Below are 22,550 nucleotides of genomic sequence, written 5' to 3'. Positions count from 1 at the left end.
GATAATCAGCGTCTTAAAGCCCCTTATTCGGGCCTGAATATATGCAAAATTTTGGTGAGGATTGGCCTGTGGAGATTGATCAACATTACCGCGCGCTCAGCGTCGACACTCTCTCTCAACGGCTTGGAGGTGTTGAAGCGGTGGCGAGTCGAGTGGGTGGAGAACCCGCTAGCTGGGACATTCGCGAGGTGGGTGACGGCAACCTCAACCTGGTATTTATTGTCTCCGGTGACGTAGGCAGTGTCGTGGTAAAGCAGGCGCTTCCTTATGTCCGCATGGTGGGCGAAAGCTGGCCGCTACCGATTTATCGCGCCCACTTTGAATACTATGCGCTGGTCCGCCAGGCCAAGCGCGCGCCTGGTATTGCCCCTGAGGTCTACTACTTTGACAAACCCCAGGCGTTGTTTGTGATGGAGTACCTTCACCCACATACGATTCTGCGCCGTAAGTTAATCAACGGTGAGCAAGTTGCCCAGCTCGGCGAAACCATTGGTCAATTCTGCGCACGTACAGCGTTTCGCGGCTCGGAGCTTTCACTGAGCAGCCCTGAGAAAAAAGCGGACGTAGGACTGTTCTCAGGGAATGTAGCGATTCCTGCCATCACCGAGTCGCTGGTGTTTACTGACCCCTATTACGGCGCCGAAATGAACCACCACACACCGGAACTTTCACCGGTGGTGGACGAATTGCGCCGCAATGCGCGTCTAAAAGCCAAGGTGCAACGGCTGTTGATGAAGTTCACCTCGAACACCGAAACCATGCTGCATGGTGATCTTCACTCCGGCTCGATTATGGCCACGGATACCGACGTGCGGGTCATTGACCCCGAGTTCTCCCAATACGGGCCAATGGCCTTTGACGTGGGCATGGCGGTAGCCAACTTTCTGATGGCCTATTTCAGTCAGCCCGCGCATCGTCTAGAAGATGAGCTTGAGGCGTATCAATCGTGGATTCTGGAGGTGATTGAAGCCTGCTTTACCCGTTTTGATGCCGAATTCCGACACCTCTGGCAAACTGAGCGGACTGGCATTCTGTTTCCCAAATCGCTTTTTGAAGAGCAGGGCAATAGCGCCGACGACGCCTGCGATGCGCTGCTTGAAGAGATCCGCCTGGATGCGCTGGCCTACTGTGGCATCGAAATGCACCGGCGGGTGTTATCGCTGGCCCACAACGCCGACTTTGAAGAGATTAAAGACACCGCGCTGCGCGCCAAGCTTGAAGCGCGCAATGTGCTAATGGGACAAACGCTGATTATGGAGCCGGAAGCCTACTGTGACCTGAGCGCGCTGGCGGATTTAGCCAGGGCGTATAACCAGCAAGAGGTGTTGTAAACGGTTGCCCAGTAGCGCGGCGTAACGAATCTCGCGAGGGACGAGCGTATGAGGCACCCGCGACGGCGGCGCTAGCCGCCTGGATGGGGCCAGAGTGAAGGATCATATTTCGGTGCCGCCTTCGGCACTCCTAGCGGAGTGCTTCGCGGGTGCGCTCCGCTTACGCCGCGCTACGATTTACCCTTCACGCTTCACACGTTAAAGCTGATCCAAACGATCAAACTTTCCGGCGATATCGCTTTCGGTCCAGTGGGGCACCCAGCCTTCCACGTTGTCGAAGAAACGTAGCGCGGTGAATTCCGGTGCTGGGCCCATATCGAACCAGTGGGGCGTGTTGGCAGGCACGCTGATCAGGTCATTGCGAGAGCACAGCACCTGATACACCTTGTCATCGATGTGCAGGCAGAACAGCCCCTGGCCTTTAACGAAGAAACGCACTTCATCTTCGTGGTGGCGATGCTCGTTTAAGAACTTCTGCCGCATGGCGTCCTTCTCAGGGTGCGTGGGCACCATGTGCAGCACATCCACGGTTTGGTAGCCGCCCTTAGCTTTGACCCGGTCAATATCTTCCTGGTAAAGCGCCAAAATATCTTCCTGGGTGGCATCGTCAGCAATCTCGCCCGGCGCTGCCCAGCGCTCAAACAGCACGCCCACCTTGTTTAGCTCAGTGGTCATCTGTTCGCCGTCAGCGGTGTCGATCAGGGCATCGTTCGGGTTTTGATCAGCAAATACTTTTAGTTGCGACATCAATAACTCTCCTAAAAAGTGACGGACAATGAACGTTACAGAACGATCTCATCGAAGCGGGTGACGTATGCATGATGGGTGCCGGCCTGAGTGCCTTCACGAACCAGTTGCAGAGTTTGCATGCCCGCCTGCTTGGCGGCGTCCAACTCTTCGACCACATCCGACAAGAACAGCACCGCATCCGCAGGTAGGTCAAGCTCTGAGACAATGCGCTGATAGGCAGTCGCCTCGCGCTTATGGCCAATATGGGTATCGAAGTAGCCGCTAAACAGTGGGGTTAAATTGCCCTCATCGCTGTAGCCAAACAGCAGTTTTTGGGCCTGTACGGAGCCTGACGAATAAACGTAAAGTGCTTTGCCTGCATCTTTCCACTGGCGCAGAGCAGGTGCTACATCGCTATATAAGTGGCCTTTAAAATCGCCACGCTGGTAGCCGTCGGCCCACACCATGCCCTGCAGGGCTTTTAGCGGAGTGACCTTTTGATCGGTCTCGATCCAGTGCAGCAACTCAGCAATAACAGCTTCCAGCGTAGCATCAGGATCACCCATTTCGCTGCGCACGGCGTCGATCTGCTCGGCGACGGCCGGGGTTTCTGCGTTAGCGCGTAGAAAGTCAGGCAACTTATTGTGGGCGTAGGGAAACAGCACCTTATGGACGAAGTTAATGTCCGTGGTGGTGCCCTCAATATCGGTCACAATGGCGCGAACAGTTGGGTTACTCATTTAAGACTACTCATTTAAGACCAGCGACTCTCTTCAAGAACACAGGCAAGTAAAAACTCAAGCGCTTCCAGGTGACGGCGGCAACTGGCGATGCTATCGCCCACGGCGTAAATACCGTGCCCTGCCACCAAAAAGCCCCAAGGCATGGGCCAGCCGAGGCGGACATGCTCGGCCAGTTCTTCCATATTCTGGGAGTTGGGCACAACGGGTAAACGGATGGTGTCGTCGTGAGTAGCGTTGCCCTGGAGCGCTTTTTGCATTTCAAAGCCTTTTAGCTCGACACCCTCTGGAAAACGCCGTGACAGAACCGTGCTGGCCACAGTGTGAGTGTGGAGCACGCAGTTAATCGAAGCGTCTAAGCGATAGAGCGCGGCATGCAGATCGCTCTCCGCGCTGGGCTTGCCGTTACCTTCAAGCACTTTGCCATCCGGGCCGCACAGCAATAGGTCATCGGCCTGAATACGGGCTTTATCCCGGCCAGAGGCGGTGACTAGGTAGCCAGCCGCGGTGCGGGCGGAAAAGTTGCCGCCGGTAGCGGGCGTCCAGCCTTGCTGCGCCGCCCATGAAATGGCGGCCAGCAGTTCAGTTTGTAGCGTCATCATAGGGTCTGCGTCGCCTCTTCTATTGGCAGCCATTCTATATGATAAGCTTCGCGGCTGATAAGCCGTGTAGCGGTTCCGGTCAAGTGCTCAAGGAGTCCATCGATGCCTCAACTTCAATCACGCAGTTTGCGGGTCCATGCCAATACGCTTGAGTACTTGGATCAAACGCAGTTGCCGCAAGCTGAAACGTGGGTGTGCTGTGACTCTCCCGAGGCCTGGCAGGGGGCGGTTAAGAACCTAGCTATTCGTGGCGCACCACTGATTGGCTTGAGCGCCGCTTTCGTGCTGGCGCAGTACGCCGCGCGCCATCCCGAAAGCGATTGGCAGGCAGTCAGCGATCGCCTGCGCGCCACGCGCCCGACAGCCGTCAACCTAATGTACTGCCTGGATGCCATGGAAGCCTGCTTTGCGCAAGGCGCCAATGCCCTGGCCGAGCGCGCTGCTGCGCTGTTTGCAGAAGATCGTGCGCTATGCCAACAGATGGCCGAACGGGGCGCTGACTTGCTGAAAATGGGTGACCGTGTGCTCACCCACTGCAACACCGGCGCGCTGGCAACCGCTGGCGTGGGTACCGCGATTGGCGCGCTGGCGGTTGCCAAACAACGCGGCGTAGATCTTCATGTGTATGTGGATGAAACCCGCCCGCTGCTGCAAGGTGGCCGCTTAACCGCCTGGGAAATGGCCGACCTGGGCATTCCCTATCAACTGATTGCCGACAGTATGGCCGCGAGTCTGATGGCAGCGGGCAAGGTGGATAAGGTGATGGTGGGCGCTGACCGTATCTGCGCCAACGGCGACTTCGCCAATAAAGTGGGTACTTATATGCTTGCGGTGGTCGCTCACTATCATCAGGTGCCGTTTTATGTGGTGGCCCCTTACACGACAGTAGACCCTGCCTGCGCCACCGGCACGGATATTCCCATTGAGCAGCGTGATGGCGCGGAGGTGCGCGGTGCCGCAGGAGCGTTTGGCGAGGTCGTGTGGGCGCCCAGCGATGCCCCGGTATGGAACCCTGCTTTTGATGTCACCCCTGCCAAGCTCGTCACTGCCTGGATTTTGGATACCGGCGTGTTCGATGCCGCCGCCATTGAGCGGGGCGAGCATTGTCGATAATCCAGGCGCGCTATGTAGGTGCCGCCATGGACGCCCGCACGCAGTGCAGAATAGGGTAATCCACACGCCCCTCCAGCGACTCGAACACCGCTTTCAGCCCCTGGCCGGGAAACTGCTCAAAAGCGGCGCGAATCTGTTGTACGGTCGCCGTATCCAAGTCGACTACCTCTTCCAGGGCCAGCTCGCCGCTTTGGATCACGTCGCTTAGGTGGCGGTACACGGTATTAGCGGCCAGGCCACGCTGCTCGGCGACCTGTTCCGGCGTTAACCCTTGACGCAGCAGCGCGGCGGATTCCAGAGCGCTGCTGCCCGCAGCGGCGCTGGCGGCAGGTTCGTTGGGGTGTGCCAGAATAATGGCCAAAAAGCCCTCACCATAATCCGCCAACTTGCGCGCGCCGATGCCTGAAATCGCGCCCAGTGCCTCCATGCTCTGGGGTTTTTGCTCGACCAGCTCAGCCAGCGTGGCATCGTGGAAGATCACATAGGCAGGCACGCCCTGCGCTTCGGCAAGCTCCTTGCGGTGCTGGCGAAGGGCTTCCCACAGCGCGCCATGGCCGAGCGTGGCTGAGGCGCCTTTGCTTCCCCGTCGGGCGGGGTTGGCTTTGCTTGGCTTACGCAGGGTGAGGTTCTGCTCGCTGCGCAGCACCGGCTTGGCATCGGCAGTGAGCTTAATACCGCCGTGACCTTCCATATCCACGCTTAAAAAGCCGCTGGCAATTAACTGACGAAATAGCGCTTTCCATTCACTGGCCGTGAGGTCTTGACCAATACCGAAGGTGCTGAGCTGGTCATGGCCAAAACGGGTGATACGTTCGTTGCGCTTGCCCAGCAGTACATCCACGAGATAGGTCACGCCGAAGCGCTGCTCGGTGCGGTAGACGCACGACAGCGCTTTTTGTGCTGCCACGGTGGCGTCCCAGGTCTCGGGTGGGGTGAGGCAGTTATCGCAGTTGCCGCAAGGGGCATCCAAGTGATCTCCGAAGTAGTGTAAAAGCGCCTGGCGTCGGCAGCTGATGATTTCACACAGCCCCAGCATGGCATCTAGCTTTTGCTGCTCGATACGCTTTTGCTGGTCGGCGGCGCTGGAGCCCTGCTGCATTTGACGCAGGGTGATCACATCCTGAAGCCCGTAGGCCATCCAGGCATCGGCGGGCAGGCCGTCACGTCCGGCGCGACCGGTCTCTTGGTAGTAGGCTTCGATGCTTTTGGGCAGATTAAGGTGAGCCACAAAGCGCACGTCCGGCTTGTCGATGCCCATGCCGAAGGCGATGGTGGCGACGACGACCACGCCATCTTCACGTAGAAAGCGGGTCTGATGCTGCTGGCGCTGCTCGGGGGGAAGGCCCGCGTGGTAGGGCAGTGCGGTCAGCCCCTGACGCTCCAGCCAGGCGGCAGTCTCCTCCACCTTGCGTCGGGAAAGGCAGTAGACGATACCCGCCTCTCCATCGTGGTGCTCGCGGATAAAGCGCAGCAGCTGCTCCTTGGCGTTGCCCTGATTTTCAGCGATATGGTAGCGAATGTTGGGCCGGTCAAAGCCGCTGTTGTAAAGCGCCGCCTCCTGAAGCTGCAGATGCTCCATGATGTCGTGCCGAGTAGGCACATCGGCGGTGGCAGTGAGCGCGATGCGCGGCACCTGGGGGAAGCGCTGGTGCAGGTGGGAGAGCTGGCGATACTCGGGGCGGAAATCGTGGCCCCACTGGGAGACGCAGTGGGCTTCATCAATGGCGAACAGCGCGATCTGATTCTGCTCCAAAAGCATCTGCATACGCGGCGTGGCCAGCCGCTCGGGCGCGACATATAAAAGATCCAGCTCCCCCGCCCGCAGGCGATTCTCTACCTCGACCGCCTCGTGATAATCGAGGCTGGAATTGAGGAAGTCCGCCCTAACCCCGTTCTGCTTAAGCGCGGCCACCTGGTCTTGCATCAGCGCAATCAATGGCGAGACCACAATCGCGGTGCCTTCGCGCAGCAGCGCAGGGATCTGATAACACAGCGATTTTCCTCCACCGGTAGGCATCAGCACCAGCGCATCGCCTCCGGCGATCACATGCTCAATGATAGCCTGCTGGGGGCCGCGAAAGCTGTCGTAGCCAAATACTTCCTGCAGTACCTTGAGGGCTGCCGGGTGAGGGTCGCCGTGCATCAATGCTCTCCTTATCGCGTGCTTGAGGGAGAATTGTCGCACGAAAAACCTGAGGGGCGTCTGTCTAGCGTATCCCCGCTCTTAAAAATGACTGCACGAATTGGCGTTGGAAGAGCAGGAAAGCCACCAGCAACGGAGCGATGCTCAGCAACGTTGCGGCACTCACCGTTGCCCAGTTGACGCCGGTTTCCGGGGCGGAGAAAACGCCTAGTCCGACCGTTAGCGGGCGGCTTTCCACCGAGTTAGTGACGACCAATGGCCACAGAAAGTTATTCCAGTGGTGGCTGATCGAAACGAGCCCGTACGCGAGATAAGTCGGCTTGGCCAGTGGTACGTAGACCTTCCATAAGATTTCCAGCCAGTTGCAGCCTTCGATGCGGGCGGCGTCTTCGAGCTCTCGGGGGATGGTTTTAAACGTCTGACGCAGCAGAAAAATACCAAAAGCGCTGGCCACATAGGGCAGACCGATGCCGGTAATGGTGTTGATCAGCCCCAGCTCACTGGCGATGCGGTAGTTCTCGACGATCAGCACTTCGGGAAACACGAACAGCTGAATCAGCACCAGCATAAACAGCACGTTTTTGCCGGGAATCGGAAAGCGCGCAAAGGCAAACGCCGCCAGAGTGCAAACCACAAACTGGGCAAATACAACGCCGGTGACGAGGGCAAAGGTATTTAGGTAGTAGCGACCAAAGGGTGCCTGAGCCCAGGCATTGGTGAAGTTATCCAGTGTGAGCGGGGCGAAAAGCTCGAAATTCACCATAAATTCGCTGGGGTGGAAGGCGGCCCAAAAGGCGTACAGCAGTGGAAAAATCCAGATAACCGCCAGCAGCCACGCGGCCACCGTTTCCAGCGCCGGAATTGAGAAGAAACGGGAGCGGGGCGCATAGAGTGTGGTCGTATTCATTGGTAGTGCGTCCTGCGATCTAAAATCGTGAACTTAAGCGTGGCCACGACCGCGAGGACCAGCAGAATAACCACCGTAATGGTAGCTGCTGTAGTGCGGTCAAAAAACGAAAATGCGTTCTCATAGACATAATAGAGCAGCAGGTTCGTCGCGTTGTTGGGCCCGCCTTTGGTCAAAATAAACAGGTGATCGACGACTCTTACTGCATTGATTAAGGCGTTAATCAGCACAAACAGCGTGGTGGGCATCAGTAGGGGGAAAGTAACCCGCCAGAAGAAGCTCCACCGACTGGTGCCCTCCAAGTCAGACGCCTCTTTGAGCTCCGGGGCGATACCCTGCAGCGCGGCGAGATAGAAGATCATAAAAAAGCCGGCCTCTTTCCACACCGACATCACGATCACTGATCCCAGCGCCACGCTTGGGTCGCCGAGCCAGTTCACTCCCGAAAAACCTAACGCGCCGAGCAGCTTATTGAATAGGCCAATCTGCGGGGCGTAGAAAAACATCCAGATATTGGCAGCGGCGATCATGGGCAGGATGGTCGGGGTAAAGTAGGCCATGCGGACAACGCCGCGTCCGCGCAGCTTTCCATTCACAAATAGCGCCATGCACAATGCCAGCGCGATAGAGGTGGGGATCGTACCGACGGCGTAGATTAAATTGTTACGAGCGACTTTCCAAAATGTTGGGTCATCGAACAGCACCTGATAGTTTTCAAGCCCTACAAACTCAGTGGGGGCGCCGCGAAAGCCAGGTAAAAACAGACTGTTGACCACCGTGGCGATGGTGGGCAGGTAAGCGAAGGTGGCCAGCAGTATGGCGGCGGGCAGTAGCAGAAGCGCACCATAGAGCTGCATTTTGCGGTGGTTGGTGAATGACATAGTTAAGTACCGCACGTTGGAAAAGCCGGGGCATGCCCCGGCGAACAGATAAAAATATAACGATTAACGAGCGTAGCGGCGCAGTACGCTATCGGCTTCTTGCTGCGCCTGGGTAAGCGCTTCTTCCGGTGACATCTGGCCGGTTAACGCAGCTTGTACGGCGTTATCCAAAGCACGACGCACGCGGCCCCCCTGATAAGTGGAAAGCTCAGCAGTGCCATGTTCAAGCTGGTCGCGGGCCACGGCCGCAGGCGCGAACTCTTCCACATAGCTCTTCAGTGCATCGGTTTCATAAGCGGCGGGGCTAACGCCCATATAGCCGGTTTCAATTGACCAGGCTGCAGCGCGCTCGGGGTCGGTCATCCAGCGGATAAAGGTCATCGCCGCGCGTTGCTCTTCTTCGCTGGCATCTTCAAAAATATAGAAGTTGCCGCCGCCGGTGGGGCTGCCGCGCTGGGTTTTCATTGGCAGCATTGCAACGCCGAAGTCAAAATCAGCTTCACTACGCACGGCCGTTAGGTTGCCCGTGGTGTGCCACATCATCGCCGTAGACTGCTCGATAAAGTTCTGGCGCAGCGTGCCCCATTCGATGGTGCCATCGGGCATAGCGTCGTGCTCGGTGGCCAGCGACACCCAGTATTCAAGTGCTTCAATAGCCGCCGGGTCGTCAAAATAGACCTCAGTACCATCTTCGCTCATCAAGCGATGGCCATTCTGAAACGCAAAGGCCTGGAACATCCAGTAGGGGTAGCCGGTGGAAGGCACCATTACGCCCCACTGCTCGCCATTGGAGGCTTCTCGAACGGTGGCGGCCATTTCGGCCATCTCTGCCCAGTTCTCTGGGGGTGTTTCAGGGTCTAGGCCTGCCGCTTCAAAGGCGTCCTTGTTCCAGAACAGCACGATGGTGGAGCGCTGGAAGGGGATGCCGTAGGTTTTGCCATCCAACCGGCCGTTTTCCATCAAGCCAGGGTAGAAGCTATCCAGCCAGTCCCGCTCTTCGTCGGTTTCGACCAGATCATCGAAGGCCACAATGGCGTTTTGTTCGATCAGCTCGTAGAGGTCAATCGAAAACATCACCGACAGTTGGGGAGTATCGCCCGCTTCCATCGCCGACATAGCGCGCACACGGGTGTCATCGTAGTTACCAGCGTAAATCGCTTCCACGTTGATATCGGGGTGTTCGCTTTCAAACTCTTCCACCAGATTGTCAACCACGTCGGTGAGTGCCCCACCCACCGACACCGGGTAGTACATGGTGAGATCGACGCTATCAGCGTTGACCTGGGCGGCGCTTAACAAGCCCGCTGCCAGGGCCGTCATCGCAAAAGGGATCCGCGAACGCATAAGAGACTCCATAAGTGTCAGGACTGAATCAGGGTTAAAACTGGTCAGTGTTGAAAACGATCAGTGTTGGAAAGAGCCCACCGCCGGTGGACGAGGAATGCTTCGGGTTGGCAGAGCGAAATCGCTTAGTGGCACATCATCGCGCCGTAGGCCGTTAGCATCGAAAAGATGTATGTTCTTGGACGCCCAATAGAGGCTGCATGGCTGGCCGCTCAAGAGCGGTTTGCCGCTTATTCGAGCCCGCAAGGTATGTGAGCCCACCTCGACATAGGCAATGGTATCTGCCCCTAAGTACTCTTCACTTAATACCTTGGCGGGTACGCCGGGTGACGTCGCTGGCCGTAGCTCAATATCTTCTGGGCGTACGCCCAAATGCCCACCCACGGCCTCCATTGGGGCCACAGTCGTACTCTGCTCACCTTTTATGACAGCGCCATCTTCCCCGGCCACCAACGGCAGCAGATTCATCGCTGGGCTACCGATAAAACTTGCGGCGAAGGCGCTGGCAGGGTGGTTATAGAGTTCGTCGGGCGTACCGTCCTGCACGATTTTGCCGTGCTGCATCAGAATGACGCGATCGCCCATGCTCATGGCTTCAACCTGATCGTGGGTGACGTAAATCACCGTCATGTTCAGGCGGCTTTGTAACGCTTTGATTTCCCGACGCATATCGCTGCGCAGCCGCGCATCCAGATTGGAGAGCGGCTCATCCATTAAGCAAATCGGGTGTTCGGAGATAATTGAGCGTGCCAGCGCCACTCGCTGTCGCTGGCCACCAGAGAGCTGGGCTGGTTTGCGGGTCAGGTAATCGGTGAGATCGACCAGTTCGGCGACCTTGGCGAGCCGCTCGCGCTGTTCGGCTTTGGGCACTTTGCGACTGCGCAGGCCAAACACGATATTGTCGGCCACACTTAAATGCGGGAACAGTGCGTAGGACTGAAACACCATGCTCAGTCCACGGTCACCGGGTGGCAGGCGTGTCACATCACGCTCACCAATATAGATATGCCCGCCGCTGGCCTCTTCCAAGCCTGCGATCATACGCAGCGTGGTTGATTTGCCGCAGCCCGAAGGGCCTAGCAGAATGACAAATTGCCCAGGCGTGACATCGAAGGAGATATCATCGACGGCAGCGGTCGCGTCCCAACGTTTGGTGACGCGTTCCAGGCGGATACGCGATTGGTTTGACATAGCACACACATCACCGCTGTTGGTTGTTATTGGTTCAGCTTGTGTTGAAGGTGTTGCCGTTGTATGACACTTACATGGATCGTTTATGACAGCCGCTGTGTCAAGCAGAAAATCATTTGGTGACTTTAATGCCATAGCGCTGAAGCCTGCGCACCACGCTCGATTGGCTGATGCCCAGGCGTTCTGCGATGGCATAGGTGCTGGGGTGGGTGGCGCACAGTGCCTCAAGCGTTTCTCGCTCCAGCCGCGCTAGGTATTGCTTGAGGGTTTCATGGGGGGCGAGTTCGGTTAGCGACGTTGCTGGTGAAGCGCTCGGCAGGCTCGCATGGTGTTGCTCGGCGTATGGGTGAGCGGCAGGCACTTCGATCTGATCCGTGGGGCTGGAAAGCCAAGCCCGTTCCAGCCAGTTCTCTAACTCACGAACGTTACCCAGCCATTCGCTGCCCATTAGGGTCGACCAAACGCGGGTGTCGAGGATTTTCTGCCGCCCATAGCGCTGGTTCAGCCGGTTTAAACACGCTTCGACAAGATCAGGAATATCCTCTCGACGGTCACGCAGCGGCGGCAAGGTCACGGGTATTACGTTGAGGCGGTAGTAAAGATCCAGCCGGAACACCCCAGCCTCTACCTGTTTAGCCAAGTCTTGGTTGGTCGCCACGACCAAGCGAAAGTTGACCTTGCGAGAGCGAGTGTCACCCAGCCGAGTCAGGCTGCCATCTTGAATTACCTTTAACAGTTTGGTTTGCATGAGCAGCGGCAGCTCGCCTATTTCATCCAAAAATAGCGTGCCGCCCTCGGCCTGTTCCAACAGTCCCGCCTTACCTTGCCGCGCCGCACCGCTGAAAGCCCCGGGCTGGTAGCCAAACATTTCGGACTCAAACAGGTTCTCAGGAATTGCCGCGCAGTTAACGTCAATAAACGGCCCGTCACAGCGCTGGCTCCAGCGGTGTAGCTGTTTGGCAAAGGCGGTTTTACCCACGCCCGATTCACCCAACATCAGTACATTGGCATCTGAAGGGGCGACCCGCTTAAGGAGTAGCGCAATTTCACGCATGACGCTGCTGCGCACCTGCAGGTTATCCAGGGCATCATCCAGCGCCTGCTCTTCCGCATCCGGGGCGGCCTGGCTGCGTTTTAAGTGTTCGCTAAAGCGTTTTTGTAGCAGCGCGTATTCGTCCTGCAATAGCTGTAAATCGGTCAAATCCCGCGAGCGGCTGATAATCCGCTCCAGCTTGCCATTGACGAACACCGGGTAGGCTTCGGCGATGACCCGGCGGCCTGTTCCGGTGACCTGCATAAGTTGCGCTGGACGCCGAGTGCGCATCACTTCCATGGTGATAGAGGGCTTAAGCACCCCGGCCGCTTGCAGTTGCTGCACACTGTTGGAGAGCAGTTCTTCTCGTGATACCCCGTAAACCGCCTCGGCTCCTGGGCTAATGTCGACTATTTGTCCATCGCCACTGACGATAAAGAAGTGATCGTTAGCAGTCTCTACAATGGTTTGCAGCACACGCTTGTCTATTTCACTCACTGCAGGCGACTCCTCTAAATAATTCATTTTTGAATCTTTGATTCAAAAATGAATTGATTGAACCCCATGTTGATTCATTTTTGCATCGTTTGGGCGGTGATCCCACCTCTTTATAGGCATCTACGACTTGGCATGATCTGTGCAAGGCCTAGAGGAGATAGCTAAGGCCGAAAGACAGGAAAGTTGCATAGGCTAAATCGTCACAACAAATCCAAGGAGATGTGTATGTCGGAGTTCAATCAGCCGTTGGGCGGCAACACCATGCCGCGCTTTGCAGGCCCCGCCACCATGATGCGCTTGCCTACCCAAGACACCGCCGAAGGTTTAGACGCGGCGTTTATTGGCATACCCATGGATATCGGTACCTCGAACCGCCCCGGCACGCGCCTTGGGCCGCGTCAGATCCGCGATGAATCGCGCATGCTGCGCCCCTACAATATGGCGACCCGCGCTGCGCCGTTTGAAAGCCTGCAGGTGGCCGATATTGGCGACGTACCCATCAACACCTTCCACCTGCCGAAAAGCGTCGACATCATCACCGCTTTTTACGACGACGTGCTAAAGCATGACTGCATTCCGATGACCCTGGGCGGCGAGCACACGTTGACGCTACCGATTCTGCGCGCCATGGCTAAAAAGCATGGCCCGGTGGGGTTGATTCATATCGATGCCCACGCCGATGTGAATGAACACATGTTCGGCGAGCCAATTGCCCACGGTACGCCGTTTCGTCGGGCCCAGGAAGAGGGCTTGTTGGCCCACGGCAAGGTGGTACAAATCGGCCTGCGCGGTACTGGCTACGCCGCTGAGGATTTTGACTGGTGCCGCGATCAAGGTTTCCGTGTCGTGCCCGCCGAGGAGTGTTGGTACCGCTCGCTAGCGCCCTTGATGGCCGAGGTGCGTGAGCAGATGGGCGATATTCCGGTGTACATCAGCTTCGATATTGATGGTTTAGACCCCTCCGTTGCCCCCGGTACCGGCACGGTAGAGATGGGTGGTCTGACGTCTACTCAGGGATTGGAAATTGTTCGTGGCGCCTTGGGCCTGAACATTGTCGGCTTTGACCTGGTGGAAGTATCCCCGCCTTATGACCCCAGCGGCAACACCGCGCTGATGGGGGCCACACTGCTGTATGAAATGCTTTGCGTCCTGCCGGGCGTTAAGCGTGGCGATTAAGCCGCTCTTAAAACAGTTTTGATTAAAAAAAGCGCCGACCTGATAAGGCGCTAATAAAAAAACATATGGCAGGAAGTATTGCTTCCTGCCAGGACGCCGCTAGCCCACCTCCAATAATCACTTCCAATAGGTGAACCCTATGCTGAATAGTAACGTTAAGACCGAAGAGCCGACCTCGTCGGGGCCGATCCCCCTGGCGCATTTGCTGAAGTTTATAGTGCCTTCTTTAATTGGGGTTTTGCTGTTTCTCGTCCCTTTTCAATTTGGCGATACCATCAATATTGGTATGGGCCTGATGGCGGAGGGTTTGCAAGCGCTATTAGGCTCAGCGCTGCCTGCTATCGCGGTAGTGGTGCTCTGCCTGTCGGTGGTAGCGACGATTTATGCCAAGCTTGCTACCCCTGCCTGGGCCAAGCAAGGCATGCTGCACGAAATGTTTCATGTCGGGCCGGTGTGGCTGGTGATGCGTGTTTTAGGCGCGTTGTTTGCTGTGATGACCTATTTTCAGTTTGGGCCTGAGTTCGTCACCGCGTCCTTTACCGGTGGCGTGATGCTCAATGATTTGGCGCCGGTACTCTTAACATTCTTCTTCTTTGCTGCACTTCTACTGCCGTTTTTGGTCGAGTTTGGCTTTATGGAGTTCATCGGCAGTATGGTGCGTAAGCCGTTTCGGCTAATTTTTAATTTGCCGGGACGCAGCGCTATCGATGCCACCGCCTCATGGATGGGATCGGGTACCGTCGGTGTACTTATCACCACGCAGCAGTATGAGCAGGGCTATTATAATGGTCGTGAAGCTTCGGTAATTGCCACCAACTTCTCTGTGGTATCCATTGCCTTTGCACTGTTAGTGACGAGCTTCGTCGATATTAACCACCTGTTTGTGCAGTTTTACACGACGGTCGTGGTGGCCGGTTTGATTGCTGCGGTGATTGTGCCGCGCTTACCGCCCCTGTCGCGTAAGTCCAACGAGTACTATGAGCCTGTGGGCTGCCAGTTGAGCGAAGAGCGTACTGAAAATGTAGGTCTGTTCCGTTACAGCTTGATTCAAGCCACCAATCGCGCTGCTGGCGCTCCCGGTCCTCGTGAGCTAGCACGTTTGGCGCTGCTCAACGTAATGGATATTTTCCTAGGGTTACTGCCTTTGGTGTTTGCCATCGGCACGGTGGCGCTAATTCTGGCGGAGTTTACCCCGCTATTTACCTGGCTCTCTTACCCGATGGTACCGGTGCTGGAACTGCTGCGTATTCCAGAGGCAGAAGCGGCAGCGCCCGCCACACTGGTAGGCTTTGCCGATATGTTCCTACCGGCGGTATTAGCGACCAATATTGAAAGCGAACTCACCCGCTTTGTGATTGCCTGTCTGTCGCTCACTCAGCTGATCTACATGTCGGAAATCGGCGCGCTGCTGCTCAAGTCGAAAATTCCCATCAAGTTCTGGGAGCTGGTGGCAATCTTTCTGCTGCGTACCGCGATTACGCTGCCAATTATCGCCTTTATGGCCCATACGTTTTTCTTCTAAGGGGCCATGCATGAAAGATAAAACGACAATGACCTGTGCCGAACTGCTAATCCACCTGCTACGGGATACGTACGGCGTGCGGGCACTGTTTGGTATTCCCGGTGTACACACGGTAGAGCTTTATCGTGGGCTGGAAGGCAGCGATGTGCAGCACATTACTCCGCGCCATGAGCAGGGCGCAGGGTTTATGGCCGATGGCTATGCCCGTGCCAGCGGCCAGCCGGGTGTGTGCCTGATTATTACCGGACCGGGGATGACCAACATTGCCACCGCCATGGGCCAAGCCCTGGCGGACTCCATTCCTATGCTGGTGATCTCCAGCGTTAACCGCCGCGATACCTTGGGCTTAGGTCAAGGGCGGCTGCACGAGCTGCCCAGCCAACAGCAGATGATCAGCGGCGTGGCGCGGTTTAGCCACACGCTGCTGGACGCCAATACGCTACCCGACGTGCTGGCGCGTGCCTTTGCCATCTTCAATGGGTCGCGCCCAGGCCCGGTGCATATCGAAATCCCCATCGATCTGTTCAATGCCCCGGTGAATGTGCCGGCCAGTTGGCAAGCGCCTACGCTTTACCGCGCGGCGCCTGATCCAGAAGGCTTGGCCGAGGCTGCACGCTTACTAAAAGCGGCGAAGCAGCCCCTGGTGCTATTGGGCGGAGGCTGCGTTTCCGCGCCAGAAGCAGCGCGAGCTTTGGTAGAAAAGCTCGATGCCCCTACGGTAACGACCATTAACGCCAAAGGGCTGCTAGGCCGTGACCACCCGCTGGATTTGGGTGCCAATGCCGCGCTGCCCGCGGTTCGTAAACTAGCCGCCAACGCCGATGTGATTTTGGCGATCGGTACCGAGCTGGGTGAGACCGATTATGACGTCGTTTTTGACGGCGGCTTTCACCTCAACGGCACGCTGATTCGTATCGACCTCGATCCTGAGCAGTTGGTGCGCAACCAGCGCACCACGCTTGGACTGGTGGGCGACGCAGGGCGTAGTTTGGAGCTTCTGCTTGGTCACTTCCCCGAGCCGCTGAAGCGTCAAGGCATTGAGCGAACCTCCGCAGCGTTGGGTGCGCTTAATTTGGTAAACGACCCTGCCTTTGCCGACTTTGTACCGCTTTATAAAACGTTGGCTGATTCTCTGCCCGAGGCGATTTTGGTGGGCGACTCCACCGCACCGGTATATGCCGGCAACCACTTGGTCAGTCAGCCCGCGCCTAGGCGCTATTTCAATGCCTCAACGGGTTACGGCACGCTGGGCTATGGGCTTCCGGCGGCGTTGGGAGCTCAGTTGGCACGGCCTGACTTGCCCGTGGTGGCATTGGTGGGCGATGGCGGGGTGATGTTTACGCTCTCGGAAATGGCAACGGCCGTAGAAGAGCGCCTGCCCGTAGTGATCGTACTCTGGCACAACGCCGGTTATGAAGAGATTCGTCGCTATATGGATGCCAACGGCGTGGCCCGCTTAGGCGTGGATATTCAGGCACCCAATTTCCTTACCCTGGCCGAAGGCTTTGGTTGTCCCGGCATGCTGGTAGAAAGCCCTACAGAACTTTCCGAAGCGCTCGCCAACCGCGTTCCAACTGGGCCGCTGCTGATCGAAATTGATGCCGCTGCTTGGCAGAAGAGCCTGCTCTAAACAGGAAACAACAATGAAAACTAAACATGTTTTGGGTCAAGATACGCTGTCGGCTGATGATGTTGAACATAGCCTAGGTTTGCCCGGTACCTTTGCACTCTGGTTAGGCGCGAATGTCGTTGTGACTACCATACTGACCGGTATGTTCTTGGTGCCTGACCTAACCTTTCAGCACGCGATGTTGCTGATCCTACTCGGCTCTGCGATAGGTATCATTCCATTGGTGCTAATCGGGGCAATGGGCCAACAGACTGGCATGACGACCATGGTTCTAGCTCGCGGTACCTTTGGGCGCAAGGGTGCTAACTTCCCAGCCTGGGTGAATTTATTAGCCCTGATTGCCTGGAGTTGGATTCAGGCGCTGCTAGCAGGTATGAGCCTTGATTACGCTGTCGAAAGCCTGACGGGTTACTCCAACGTAGCGCTGTTTACGGTGATTTGTGAGTCGCTGGTAGTGCTGATCGCCCTGCGCGGTCATTTGGGGATTGAGAAGGTCGAGAAAATAGCGGCAATACTGATGCTTGGGTTATCCGCCGTGGTGCTATTCGCACTCAATCGGCATTACGACCTGCCCAGCATTACACAATTGAAACCTGAAGGAGTATTGGGTGGCGGCGTTGTGTTTGATATTGTGGTTGCAACGGCTTTCTCGTGGATTCCGTTAGCGGCAGATTACAATCGCCACTGTCGCTCGCTAAAAGCAGCCGTTGTGGGCACTTGGAGCGGCTATGTGGTCGCTACACTCATTGCGATGGGGCTTGGGGCGACCGTCTCCGCACTGTCGATCAGTATCGGTATGGAACCCACCTATGACCCGACAGCGCTGCTCAGCGGCTTCGGGTTTGGCCTACCTGCAGCGTTGGTTGTTTTCTTCTCAGTGCTCACTACTAATGTGATGTGTGTCTACAGCGCAACACTTTCATTCATGAGCGTGCGCCCTACAGTACCGTTTTGGAAACCCGCATTGATCATTGGCGTCGTCTCGGTGATTGGGGCCCTTATCCCCGGTATTCTCGATCAGTTCCAGACCTTTTTATTAATTATTGGCAGCGTCTTTATTCCAGCATTTTCGCTGATGATCGTGGATTACTACCTGTTGGGCCGGGAGCGCTATACCTCGGCACAGCTAATCCAGGCTGAACATAGCCTTCCCGCCTTCAACTGGCTGGCGCTGGGCAGCTACGCGGTCGGGGCGTTACTGGCTTACTACTGGAACTGGGTCGCTTCGCTTGATTTTGGCGCTTCGCTTCCGGTGTTCGTTATCACCGGCGCGCTCTATTTCGTGGTCAGCAAGGTCGCGGTCGCCAAGCGGGTGCCTGCATGAGCCTTGAGCGCATCAGTGCACAGCAGTGGTACCGTACCACCCCCAAGGCGGACGGTATCACCCTGATCGACGAGCCGCGGATCAAGCCGTTTTATCGCTGTAATATCTGGCATGTTCAGGGCAGCAAGCGCGGCATGGTTGTGGATTTTGGTCTGGGCGCGGTGCCGCTGCGCCAGCACGTGGCGCAGCTTGCCGAGCGTGACCTGCTGGCGGTGGCCAGCCACACGCACTTTGACCATATCGGCGCCGCTCACGAGTTCGGCTGTTGCCATGTGCATGCCGCTGAGGCGGACATCCTTGCTTCACCCGACAACACGCGTACTCTGGCCGACCAGTTTCTCAGCGACGATATGTTCGAAGCGCTACCCCCAGAGCCTTATTCGCATGATCGCTACCGTATTCAGGCGCCGCAAATGGTGTCCCCGCTAAAGGATGGCGAAATACTGGACTTGGGAAATCGGCAGTGGGAAGTGATTCATACGCCTGGTCACTCCCCTGGCGGCATCGCACTTTGGGAGGCGGCCACCCAGACGCTAATATCGGGTGATTTGATTTACGATGGCCCGCTCATCGAAGACCTCTGGCACAGCGATCTTACCGACTACGCCGCCAGCATGCGGCGGCTGTGCAAGCTGCCTGTCCGCACCGTGCACGGCGGCCATTTCCCCAGCTTTAGCGGCCAGCATCTCACAAAGCTCATTGATGATTGGCTTCGCCAACACGACCTCTAAAGGAGCCACGATTATGCCCATGACCTCCCAGACCGACTTCCCTTCGGTTGTTGACCACCAATTCATCAACAACCAGTGGGTGCCCTCGGCGGGCACCCGCCTGCTCGATGTAATGAACCCCTACCGCGAAGAGCGTATTGCACAGGTCACCGCTGGGGATGCTGCCGACGTCGATGCGGCGGTACAAGCCGCCCAGCAGGCGCAGCCTGATTGGCAGGCGTTGGGTGGGACAGCTCGCGCTAAGTTTCTGGAAGGGTTTGCCGGTGCATTGGAAGCCCGTCGGGATTCGATCATCACGCTTTCAGCAACTAACAACGGTAAGCCGCTAGCAGAAGCAGGGATTGACCTGGACGATGCGATTGCCTGCTACCGCTACTACGCAGGGCAAGCCAAGGCACTAGACGATCGCCAAGGCGAGTTGGTGAACGTAGAAATGGAAGGCGTTGAGGCGCGCACGTATCACGACCCGGTCGGGGTAGTGGGGCTGATTGCGCCGTGGAATTTTCCATTGGTGACCAGCGCTTGGAAGCTGGCACCCGCGTTGGCTGCGGGCTGTACTGCGGTACTCAAACCGTCAGAAGTGACACCGCTTCCCGAGCGAGTACTGGCAGAGATTGCCCTGGAGATAGGCTTGCCCGCTGGGGTGCTCAACCTGCTCAATGGCGACGGCGAGGGCATCGGTGCGCCACTAACCAACCACCCTGGCGTGGATAAAATTTCCTTTACCGGTAGCAACCGCGTCGGTGAAACGGTGATGCAGGCGGCCGCCGCACGCACTGCGAGCGTGTCTCTGGAGCTGGGCGGAAAATCGCCGATCCTGGTGATGGAAGATGCCGACCCCGAACAGGCAGCCGACTGGGTGATGGCGGGTATCTACTTTAATGCCGGGCAGATCTGCTCCGCGACCTCGCGTTTATTGGTGCACGAAGACGTAGCAGAAGCACTCTACGCTGCCCTTGCTGAGCGTATGGATGCGCTGACACTGGGCGACCCGCTCGCTGCAGACACGGATTTAGGGCCCTTAACCAGCGCCAAACAGCGCGATGCGGTACAGCGCTACTTAGATCTTGCCGAACAGGAAGGTCTTACCGTCGTGCGCGATGGGCAACACCGCACGCTGCCCGCCCAAGGTTACTTCCTGGCACCCACGCTTTATCGCGATGTGCCAGTGGAAAGCCGCTTGTGGCAGGAGGAGATTTTCGGCCCGGTACTTTGCGGGCATAGCGTGGCAAGTGAGGCCGACGCTATCCAGCTTGCCAACGACAGCGCTTTTGGCCTGGCGGCAACGGTGATTAGCGGTGACCCAGAACGCGCCAAGCGCATTGGCCGCCAGCTTAAAGCCGGCAGTATCTGGTTCAACAGCGAGCAGTTAGTGTTGCCTGAAACCGCCTGGGGCGGCTTCAAGCGTAGCGGCATTGGTCGTGAACTCGGACCTTGGGGGTTGAGTGCGTACCTTGAAGTGAAGCATGTGATTGGACCCGCCTAACGCTCAAGCTTGAGCATTAGGCATCGCATAACGCCGGGTCGATTTCCCGGCCTTGACCACCTGCCCCGGCACATCGTGGCCGATAAGGGCGGGTAGGGTAGCGGCGACTTCCAGCAGTGCATCCAGGTCGACACCGGTATCGACGCCCATGGCTTCAAACATATGCACCAGGTCTTCGGTGCATACATTACCGCTAGCGCCGGGGGCGAAGGGGCAGCCGCCCAGCCCGCCTAATGAGGCGTCGAAGCGGGTGATCCCTGCTTGCCACGCCGCCAGGGCGTTGGCCAGCCCCATGCCGCGAGTATTGTGGAAGTGGAGTGTGAACGGCGTTTCCGGCCAGCGTTCAAGCACGGCTACGCACAGGCGTTTGACCTGGGCAGGATTGGCCATACCGGTGGTATCGCACAACGTGACGCCCTGAATGCCAAGGTTGATAAGTTTCTCAACCAGTTCCAGCACCCGCGCTTCGGGCACCTCGCCTTCAAAGGGGCAGCCAAAGGCAGTGGAGAGCGAGGCATTGATAAATACCCCGCTCTCTCTGCTGACTTCTACAATCGCCGCGAACTGCTCTAGTGACTGTTCCGGCCTCATGCGCAGATTGGCCAGACCGTGGCTATTGCTGGCGGACATCACCAGATTGATCTCATCCACCTGGCAGGCAAGCGCCCGCTCGGTGCCTTTTACATTGGGCACCAGCACGGTGATATCGACCCCTTCCCGACGCTGGATGCCGGTCACCACATCAGCGGCATCGCGCAGGTTGGGAATCGCTTTAGGCGACGTAAACGACGTTGCTTCGATTCGCCGCAGGCCGGTGGTGGAGAGCGCATCGATCCAGCGGATTTTCTCTTCGGTGGGCACAAAACGCGTCTCAATCTGGAGGCCGTCCCGGGGGGCAACTTCGTTGATTTCGATCTTGGTGGGGCAAGGTGTTATCAAATTCATAAAAACATTCCCTAAATAATGCCCGCTTGGCGCAGCTTTGCGCGGGTTTCGTGATCAATGCCCAGCTCATCCAACACGTCGTCGGTGTGCTGGCCAAGCGTGGGGCCGCCGTCGCCGATTCGTCCTGGGGTAGCGCTCAGCTTGGGCAGTACGCCGGGCACTTTTAGCGGTTTGCCGTTAGGGCGGGTAAAGGTTTGAATCATCTCCCGCGCCAAGTAGTGGGGATCAAAGGCAATATCTTCGGCCGTGTAGGGATAGCCTGCGGGCACGCGGGCGTCGTCCAGGGCTTGCAGAATGGCATCTCGTGGGCGCTCTTCGGTCCATGTTTGAATCGCGGCATCAATCATCTCGGCTTGCTGGCTACGCCCATCGTTGTGGGCCAGTGCCGGGTCGTTGGCGAGATCATCACGACCAATCACGCCCATCAGGCGCTTGAAGATACTGTCGCCATTGCCGGCAATCAGTACGTAATCGCCGCCCCGGCAGCGGTAGGCGTTTGAGGGGGTAATGCCGGGCAGGGCGCTGCCGCTCGGTTCGCGAACCTGGCCGCTGGCATCGAACTCTGGCAGTAGGCTCTCCATCATCGCAAATACCGACTCATAAAGCGCGACGTCGATCTCTTGGCCCAGGCCGCTGCGGTTACGCTCTTGGAGTGCCAGCAGGGTGCCGATCACGGCATATAGCGCGGAAAGCGAATCACCAATACTCACCCCAACGCGCACCGAAGGCTCGCCCGGCTGGCCGGTGAGGTAACGCAGCCCCCCCATCGCTTCGCCAATTACGCCAAAACCGGGCTTGTCGCGGTAAGGCCCGGTTTGCCCGTAGCCAGAGATATGCACCATGATCAGCCGTGGATTAAGGTTGGAGAGTGCTTCCCAGCCCAGCCCCCAGTTGTCTAATGTGCCGGGGCGGAAGTTTTCCACCACCACGTCAGCTTCGGCGGCGAGCTGGCGCACCAGCTCTTGGCCCTCTTCACTGCGCAAGTCCAACGCCACCGAGCGCTTGTTGCGGGTTTGCACATGCCACCAGAGCGACGTGCCCTCTTCTAACATTCGCCATTTGCGAAGAGGGTCGCCGGTGCCGGGCGGTTCGATTTTAATCACATCAGCGCCGAATTCACCCAGCAGTTTGGTGGCGAAAGGTCCCGCAATCAGTTGACCAAGCTCAAGCACTTTCAAGCCTTGGAGCGGAAGCTGGCGGGCTTCGGGAGCATTCATTAAGGCT

General features: G+C 57.4%; 19 protein-coding genes. 8 read left to right on the top strand and 11 right to left on the bottom strand.

What is annotated here, in order from left to right:
* The first annotated feature begins 68 nt into the window (after positions 1-68).
* Positions 69-1,331 carry an S-methyl-5-thioribose kinase gene (gene mtnK, locus AC5TBW_RS16555; protein WP_495509609.1) on the top strand — a complete coding sequence of 421 codons (1,263 nt, stop codon included), beginning with the start codon at positions 69-71 and terminating at the stop codon, positions 1,329-1,331.
* A gap of 198 nt (positions 1,332-1,529) precedes the next feature.
* Here mtnK and AC5TBW_RS16550 read toward each other — a convergent pair whose 3' ends face one another.
* The 3 genes from AC5TBW_RS16550 to mtnB are packed head-to-tail and all read right to left on the bottom strand — an operon-like array spanning position 1,530 to position 3,402.
* On the bottom strand, positions 1,530-2,078 hold the full coding sequence (locus AC5TBW_RS16550) for a 1,2-dihydroxy-3-keto-5-methylthiopentene dioxygenase (protein ID WP_495509608.1): 549 nt from the start codon (positions 2,076-2,078) through the stop codon (positions 1,530-1,532).
* Between the two features lie 35 nt (positions 2,079-2,113).
* Positions 2,114-2,800: an acireductone synthase gene (mtnC, locus tag AC5TBW_RS16545; RefSeq protein WP_495509607.1), complete on the bottom strand. Its 687-nt coding sequence runs from the start codon at positions 2,798-2,800 to the stop codon at positions 2,114-2,116.
* Between the two features lie 14 nt (positions 2,801-2,814).
* The gene (gene mtnB, locus AC5TBW_RS16540; protein WP_495509606.1) at positions 2,815-3,402 is read right to left on the bottom strand and encodes a methylthioribulose 1-phosphate dehydratase; all 588 of its coding nucleotides are present in this window, start codon (positions 3,400-3,402) and stop codon (positions 2,815-2,817) included.
* Between the two features lie 102 nt (positions 3,403-3,504).
* Between mtnB and mtnA the strand changes: the two genes are divergently transcribed.
* Positions 3,505-4,515 carry an S-methyl-5-thioribose-1-phosphate isomerase gene (gene mtnA / locus AC5TBW_RS16535; RefSeq protein ID WP_495509605.1) on the top strand — a complete coding sequence of 337 codons (1,011 nt, stop codon included), beginning with the start codon at positions 3,505-3,507 and terminating at the stop codon, positions 4,513-4,515.
* Positions 4,516-4,525: 10 nt separating this feature from the next.
* Here mtnA and recQ read toward each other — a convergent pair whose 3' ends face one another.
* The 6 genes from recQ to AC5TBW_RS16505 form a co-directional block, all read right to left on the bottom strand.
* A complete protein-coding gene (recQ, locus tag AC5TBW_RS16530) occupies positions 4,526-6,658 on the bottom strand; it encodes a DNA helicase RecQ (RefSeq protein ID WP_495509604.1) in 2,133 nt (710 codons plus the stop codon).
* A gap of 64 nt (positions 6,659-6,722) precedes the next feature.
* A complete protein-coding gene (locus AC5TBW_RS16525; RefSeq protein WP_495509603.1) occupies positions 6,723-7,565 on the bottom strand; it encodes a carbohydrate ABC transporter permease in 843 nt (280 codons plus the stop codon).
* On the bottom strand, positions 7,562-8,446 hold the full coding sequence (locus AC5TBW_RS16520; protein WP_495509602.1) for a carbohydrate ABC transporter permease: 885 nt from the start codon (positions 8,444-8,446) through the stop codon (positions 7,562-7,564). The genes AC5TBW_RS16525 and AC5TBW_RS16520 overlap by 4 nt, the downstream gene beginning before the upstream one ends.
* Positions 8,447-8,509: 63 nt before the next feature.
* Entirely contained in the window at positions 8,510-9,790 is a 1,281-nt protein-coding gene (locus AC5TBW_RS16515; RefSeq protein ID WP_495509601.1) for an ABC transporter substrate-binding protein, read from the bottom strand.
* A gap of 60 nt (positions 9,791-9,850) precedes the next feature.
* Positions 9,851-10,981, bottom strand: coding sequence for an ABC transporter ATP-binding protein (locus tag AC5TBW_RS16510; RefSeq protein ID WP_495509600.1), 1,131 nt, complete (start codon positions 10,979-10,981; stop codon positions 9,851-9,853).
* A gap of 112 nt (positions 10,982-11,093) precedes the next feature.
* The gene (locus AC5TBW_RS16505; protein WP_495509599.1) at positions 11,094-12,539 is read right to left on the bottom strand and encodes a sigma-54 interaction domain-containing protein; all 1,446 of its coding nucleotides are present in this window, start codon (positions 12,537-12,539) and stop codon (positions 11,094-11,096) included.
* Positions 12,540-12,737: 198 nt separating this feature from the next.
* Here AC5TBW_RS16505 and speB point away from each other — a divergent pair, with 198 nt between their 5' ends.
* The 6 genes from speB to AC5TBW_RS16475 all read left to right on the top strand — a co-directional run bounded on the left by speB (position 12,738) and on the right by AC5TBW_RS16475 (position 20,381).
* Positions 12,738-13,688, top strand: coding sequence for an agmatinase (speB, locus tag AC5TBW_RS16500; protein WP_495509598.1), 951 nt, complete (start codon positions 12,738-12,740; stop codon positions 13,686-13,688).
* A 139-nt stretch (positions 13,689-13,827) separates the two neighbouring features.
* Complete coding sequence (locus AC5TBW_RS16495; protein WP_495509597.1) at positions 13,828-15,210, top strand: YjiH family protein; 1,383 nt, start codon at positions 13,828-13,830, stop codon at positions 15,208-15,210.
* Positions 15,211-15,220: 10 nt separating this feature from the next.
* Positions 15,221-16,840 carry a 5-guanidino-2-oxopentanoate decarboxylase gene (locus AC5TBW_RS16490; protein WP_495509596.1) on the top strand — a complete coding sequence of 540 codons (1,620 nt, stop codon included), beginning with the start codon at positions 15,221-15,223 and terminating at the stop codon, positions 16,838-16,840.
* A gap of 13 nt (positions 16,841-16,853) precedes the next feature.
* A complete protein-coding gene (locus tag AC5TBW_RS16485) occupies positions 16,854-18,164 on the top strand; it encodes a purine-cytosine permease family protein (RefSeq protein WP_495509595.1) in 1,311 nt (436 codons plus the stop codon).
* A complete protein-coding gene (locus AC5TBW_RS16480) occupies positions 18,161-18,895 on the top strand; it encodes an MBL fold metallo-hydrolase (protein WP_495509594.1) in 735 nt (244 codons plus the stop codon). Before AC5TBW_RS16485 ends, AC5TBW_RS16480 begins: the two co-directional genes overlap by 4 nt.
* A gap of 13 nt (positions 18,896-18,908) precedes the next feature.
* On the top strand, positions 18,909-20,381 hold the full coding sequence (locus tag AC5TBW_RS16475; RefSeq protein WP_495509593.1) for an aldehyde dehydrogenase family protein: 1,473 nt from the start codon (positions 18,909-18,911) through the stop codon (positions 20,379-20,381).
* A gap of 3 nt (positions 20,382-20,384) precedes the next feature.
* Here the strand turns inward: AC5TBW_RS16475 and AC5TBW_RS16470 are convergent, their stop codons facing one another.
* On the bottom strand, positions 20,385-21,326 hold the full coding sequence (locus AC5TBW_RS16470) for a hydroxymethylglutaryl-CoA lyase (protein WP_495509592.1): 942 nt from the start codon (positions 21,324-21,326) through the stop codon (positions 20,385-20,387).
* 11 nt (positions 21,327-21,337) lie between these two features.
* Positions 21,338-22,543 carry a CaiB/BaiF CoA transferase family protein gene (locus AC5TBW_RS16465; RefSeq protein ID WP_495509591.1) on the bottom strand — a complete coding sequence of 402 codons (1,206 nt, stop codon included), beginning with the start codon at positions 22,541-22,543 and terminating at the stop codon, positions 21,338-21,340.
* Positions 22,544-22,550: the final 7 nt, after the last annotated feature.

This window comes from Vreelandella sp. ssv, assembly GCF_059448525.1.
This window is presented reverse-complemented; position numbering and strand designations above follow the sequence as displayed.

What these genes read in the sequence shown, in the direction of transcription:
- mtnA (WP_495509605.1), top strand. Translation starts at nt 3,505, where the DNA reads ATGCCTCAACTTCAATCACGCAGTTTGCGGGTCCATGCCAATACGCTT.
- AC5TBW_RS16525 (WP_495509603.1), bottom strand. Translation starts at nt 7,565, where the DNA reads ATGAATACGACCACACTCTATGCGCCCCGCTCCCGTTTCTTCTCAATT.
- AC5TBW_RS16510 (WP_495509600.1), bottom strand. Translation starts at nt 10,981, where the DNA reads ATGTCAAACCAATCGCGTATCCGCCTGGAACGCGTCACCAAACGTTGG.
- mtnC (WP_495509607.1), bottom strand. Translation starts at nt 2,800, where the DNA reads ATGAGTAACCCAACTGTTCGCGCCATTGTGACCGATATTGAGGGCACC.
- AC5TBW_RS16490 (WP_495509596.1), top strand. Translation starts at nt 15,221, where the DNA reads ATGAAAGATAAAACGACAATGACCTGTGCCGAACTGCTAATCCACCTG.
- speB (WP_495509598.1), top strand. Translation starts at nt 12,738, where the DNA reads ATGTCGGAGTTCAATCAGCCGTTGGGCGGCAACACCATGCCGCGCTTT.
- AC5TBW_RS16505 (WP_495509599.1), bottom strand. Translation starts at nt 12,539, where the DNA reads ATGAATTATTTAGAGGAGTCGCCTGCAGTGAGTGAAATAGACAAGCGT.
- AC5TBW_RS16475 (WP_495509593.1), top strand. Translation starts at nt 18,909, where the DNA reads ATGCCCATGACCTCCCAGACCGACTTCCCTTCGGTTGTTGACCACCAA.
- AC5TBW_RS16495 (WP_495509597.1), top strand. Translation starts at nt 13,828, where the DNA reads ATGCTGAATAGTAACGTTAAGACCGAAGAGCCGACCTCGTCGGGGCCG.
- AC5TBW_RS16470 (WP_495509592.1), bottom strand. Translation starts at nt 21,326, where the DNA reads ATGAATTTGATAACACCTTGCCCCACCAAGATCGAAATCAACGAAGTT.
- AC5TBW_RS16550 (WP_495509608.1), bottom strand. Translation starts at nt 2,078, where the DNA reads ATGTCGCAACTAAAAGTATTTGCTGATCAAAACCCGAACGATGCCCTG.
- AC5TBW_RS16480 (WP_495509594.1), top strand. Translation starts at nt 18,161, where the DNA reads ATGAGCCTTGAGCGCATCAGTGCACAGCAGTGGTACCGTACCACCCCC.
- recQ (WP_495509604.1), bottom strand. Translation starts at nt 6,658, where the DNA reads ATGCACGGCGACCCTCACCCGGCAGCCCTCAAGGTACTGCAGGAAGTA.
- AC5TBW_RS16515 (WP_495509601.1), bottom strand. Translation starts at nt 9,790, where the DNA reads ATGCGTTCGCGGATCCCTTTTGCGATGACGGCCCTGGCAGCGGGCTTG.
- mtnB (WP_495509606.1), bottom strand. Translation starts at nt 3,402, where the DNA reads ATGATGACGCTACAAACTGAACTGCTGGCCGCCATTTCATGGGCGGCG.
- AC5TBW_RS16520 (WP_495509602.1), bottom strand. Translation starts at nt 8,446, where the DNA reads ATGTCATTCACCAACCACCGCAAAATGCAGCTCTATGGTGCGCTTCTG.
- AC5TBW_RS16465 (WP_495509591.1), bottom strand. Translation starts at nt 22,543, where the DNA reads ATGAATGCTCCCGAAGCCCGCCAGCTTCCGCTCCAAGGCTTGAAAGTG.
- AC5TBW_RS16485 (WP_495509595.1), top strand. Translation starts at nt 16,854, where the DNA reads ATGAAAACTAAACATGTTTTGGGTCAAGATACGCTGTCGGCTGATGAT.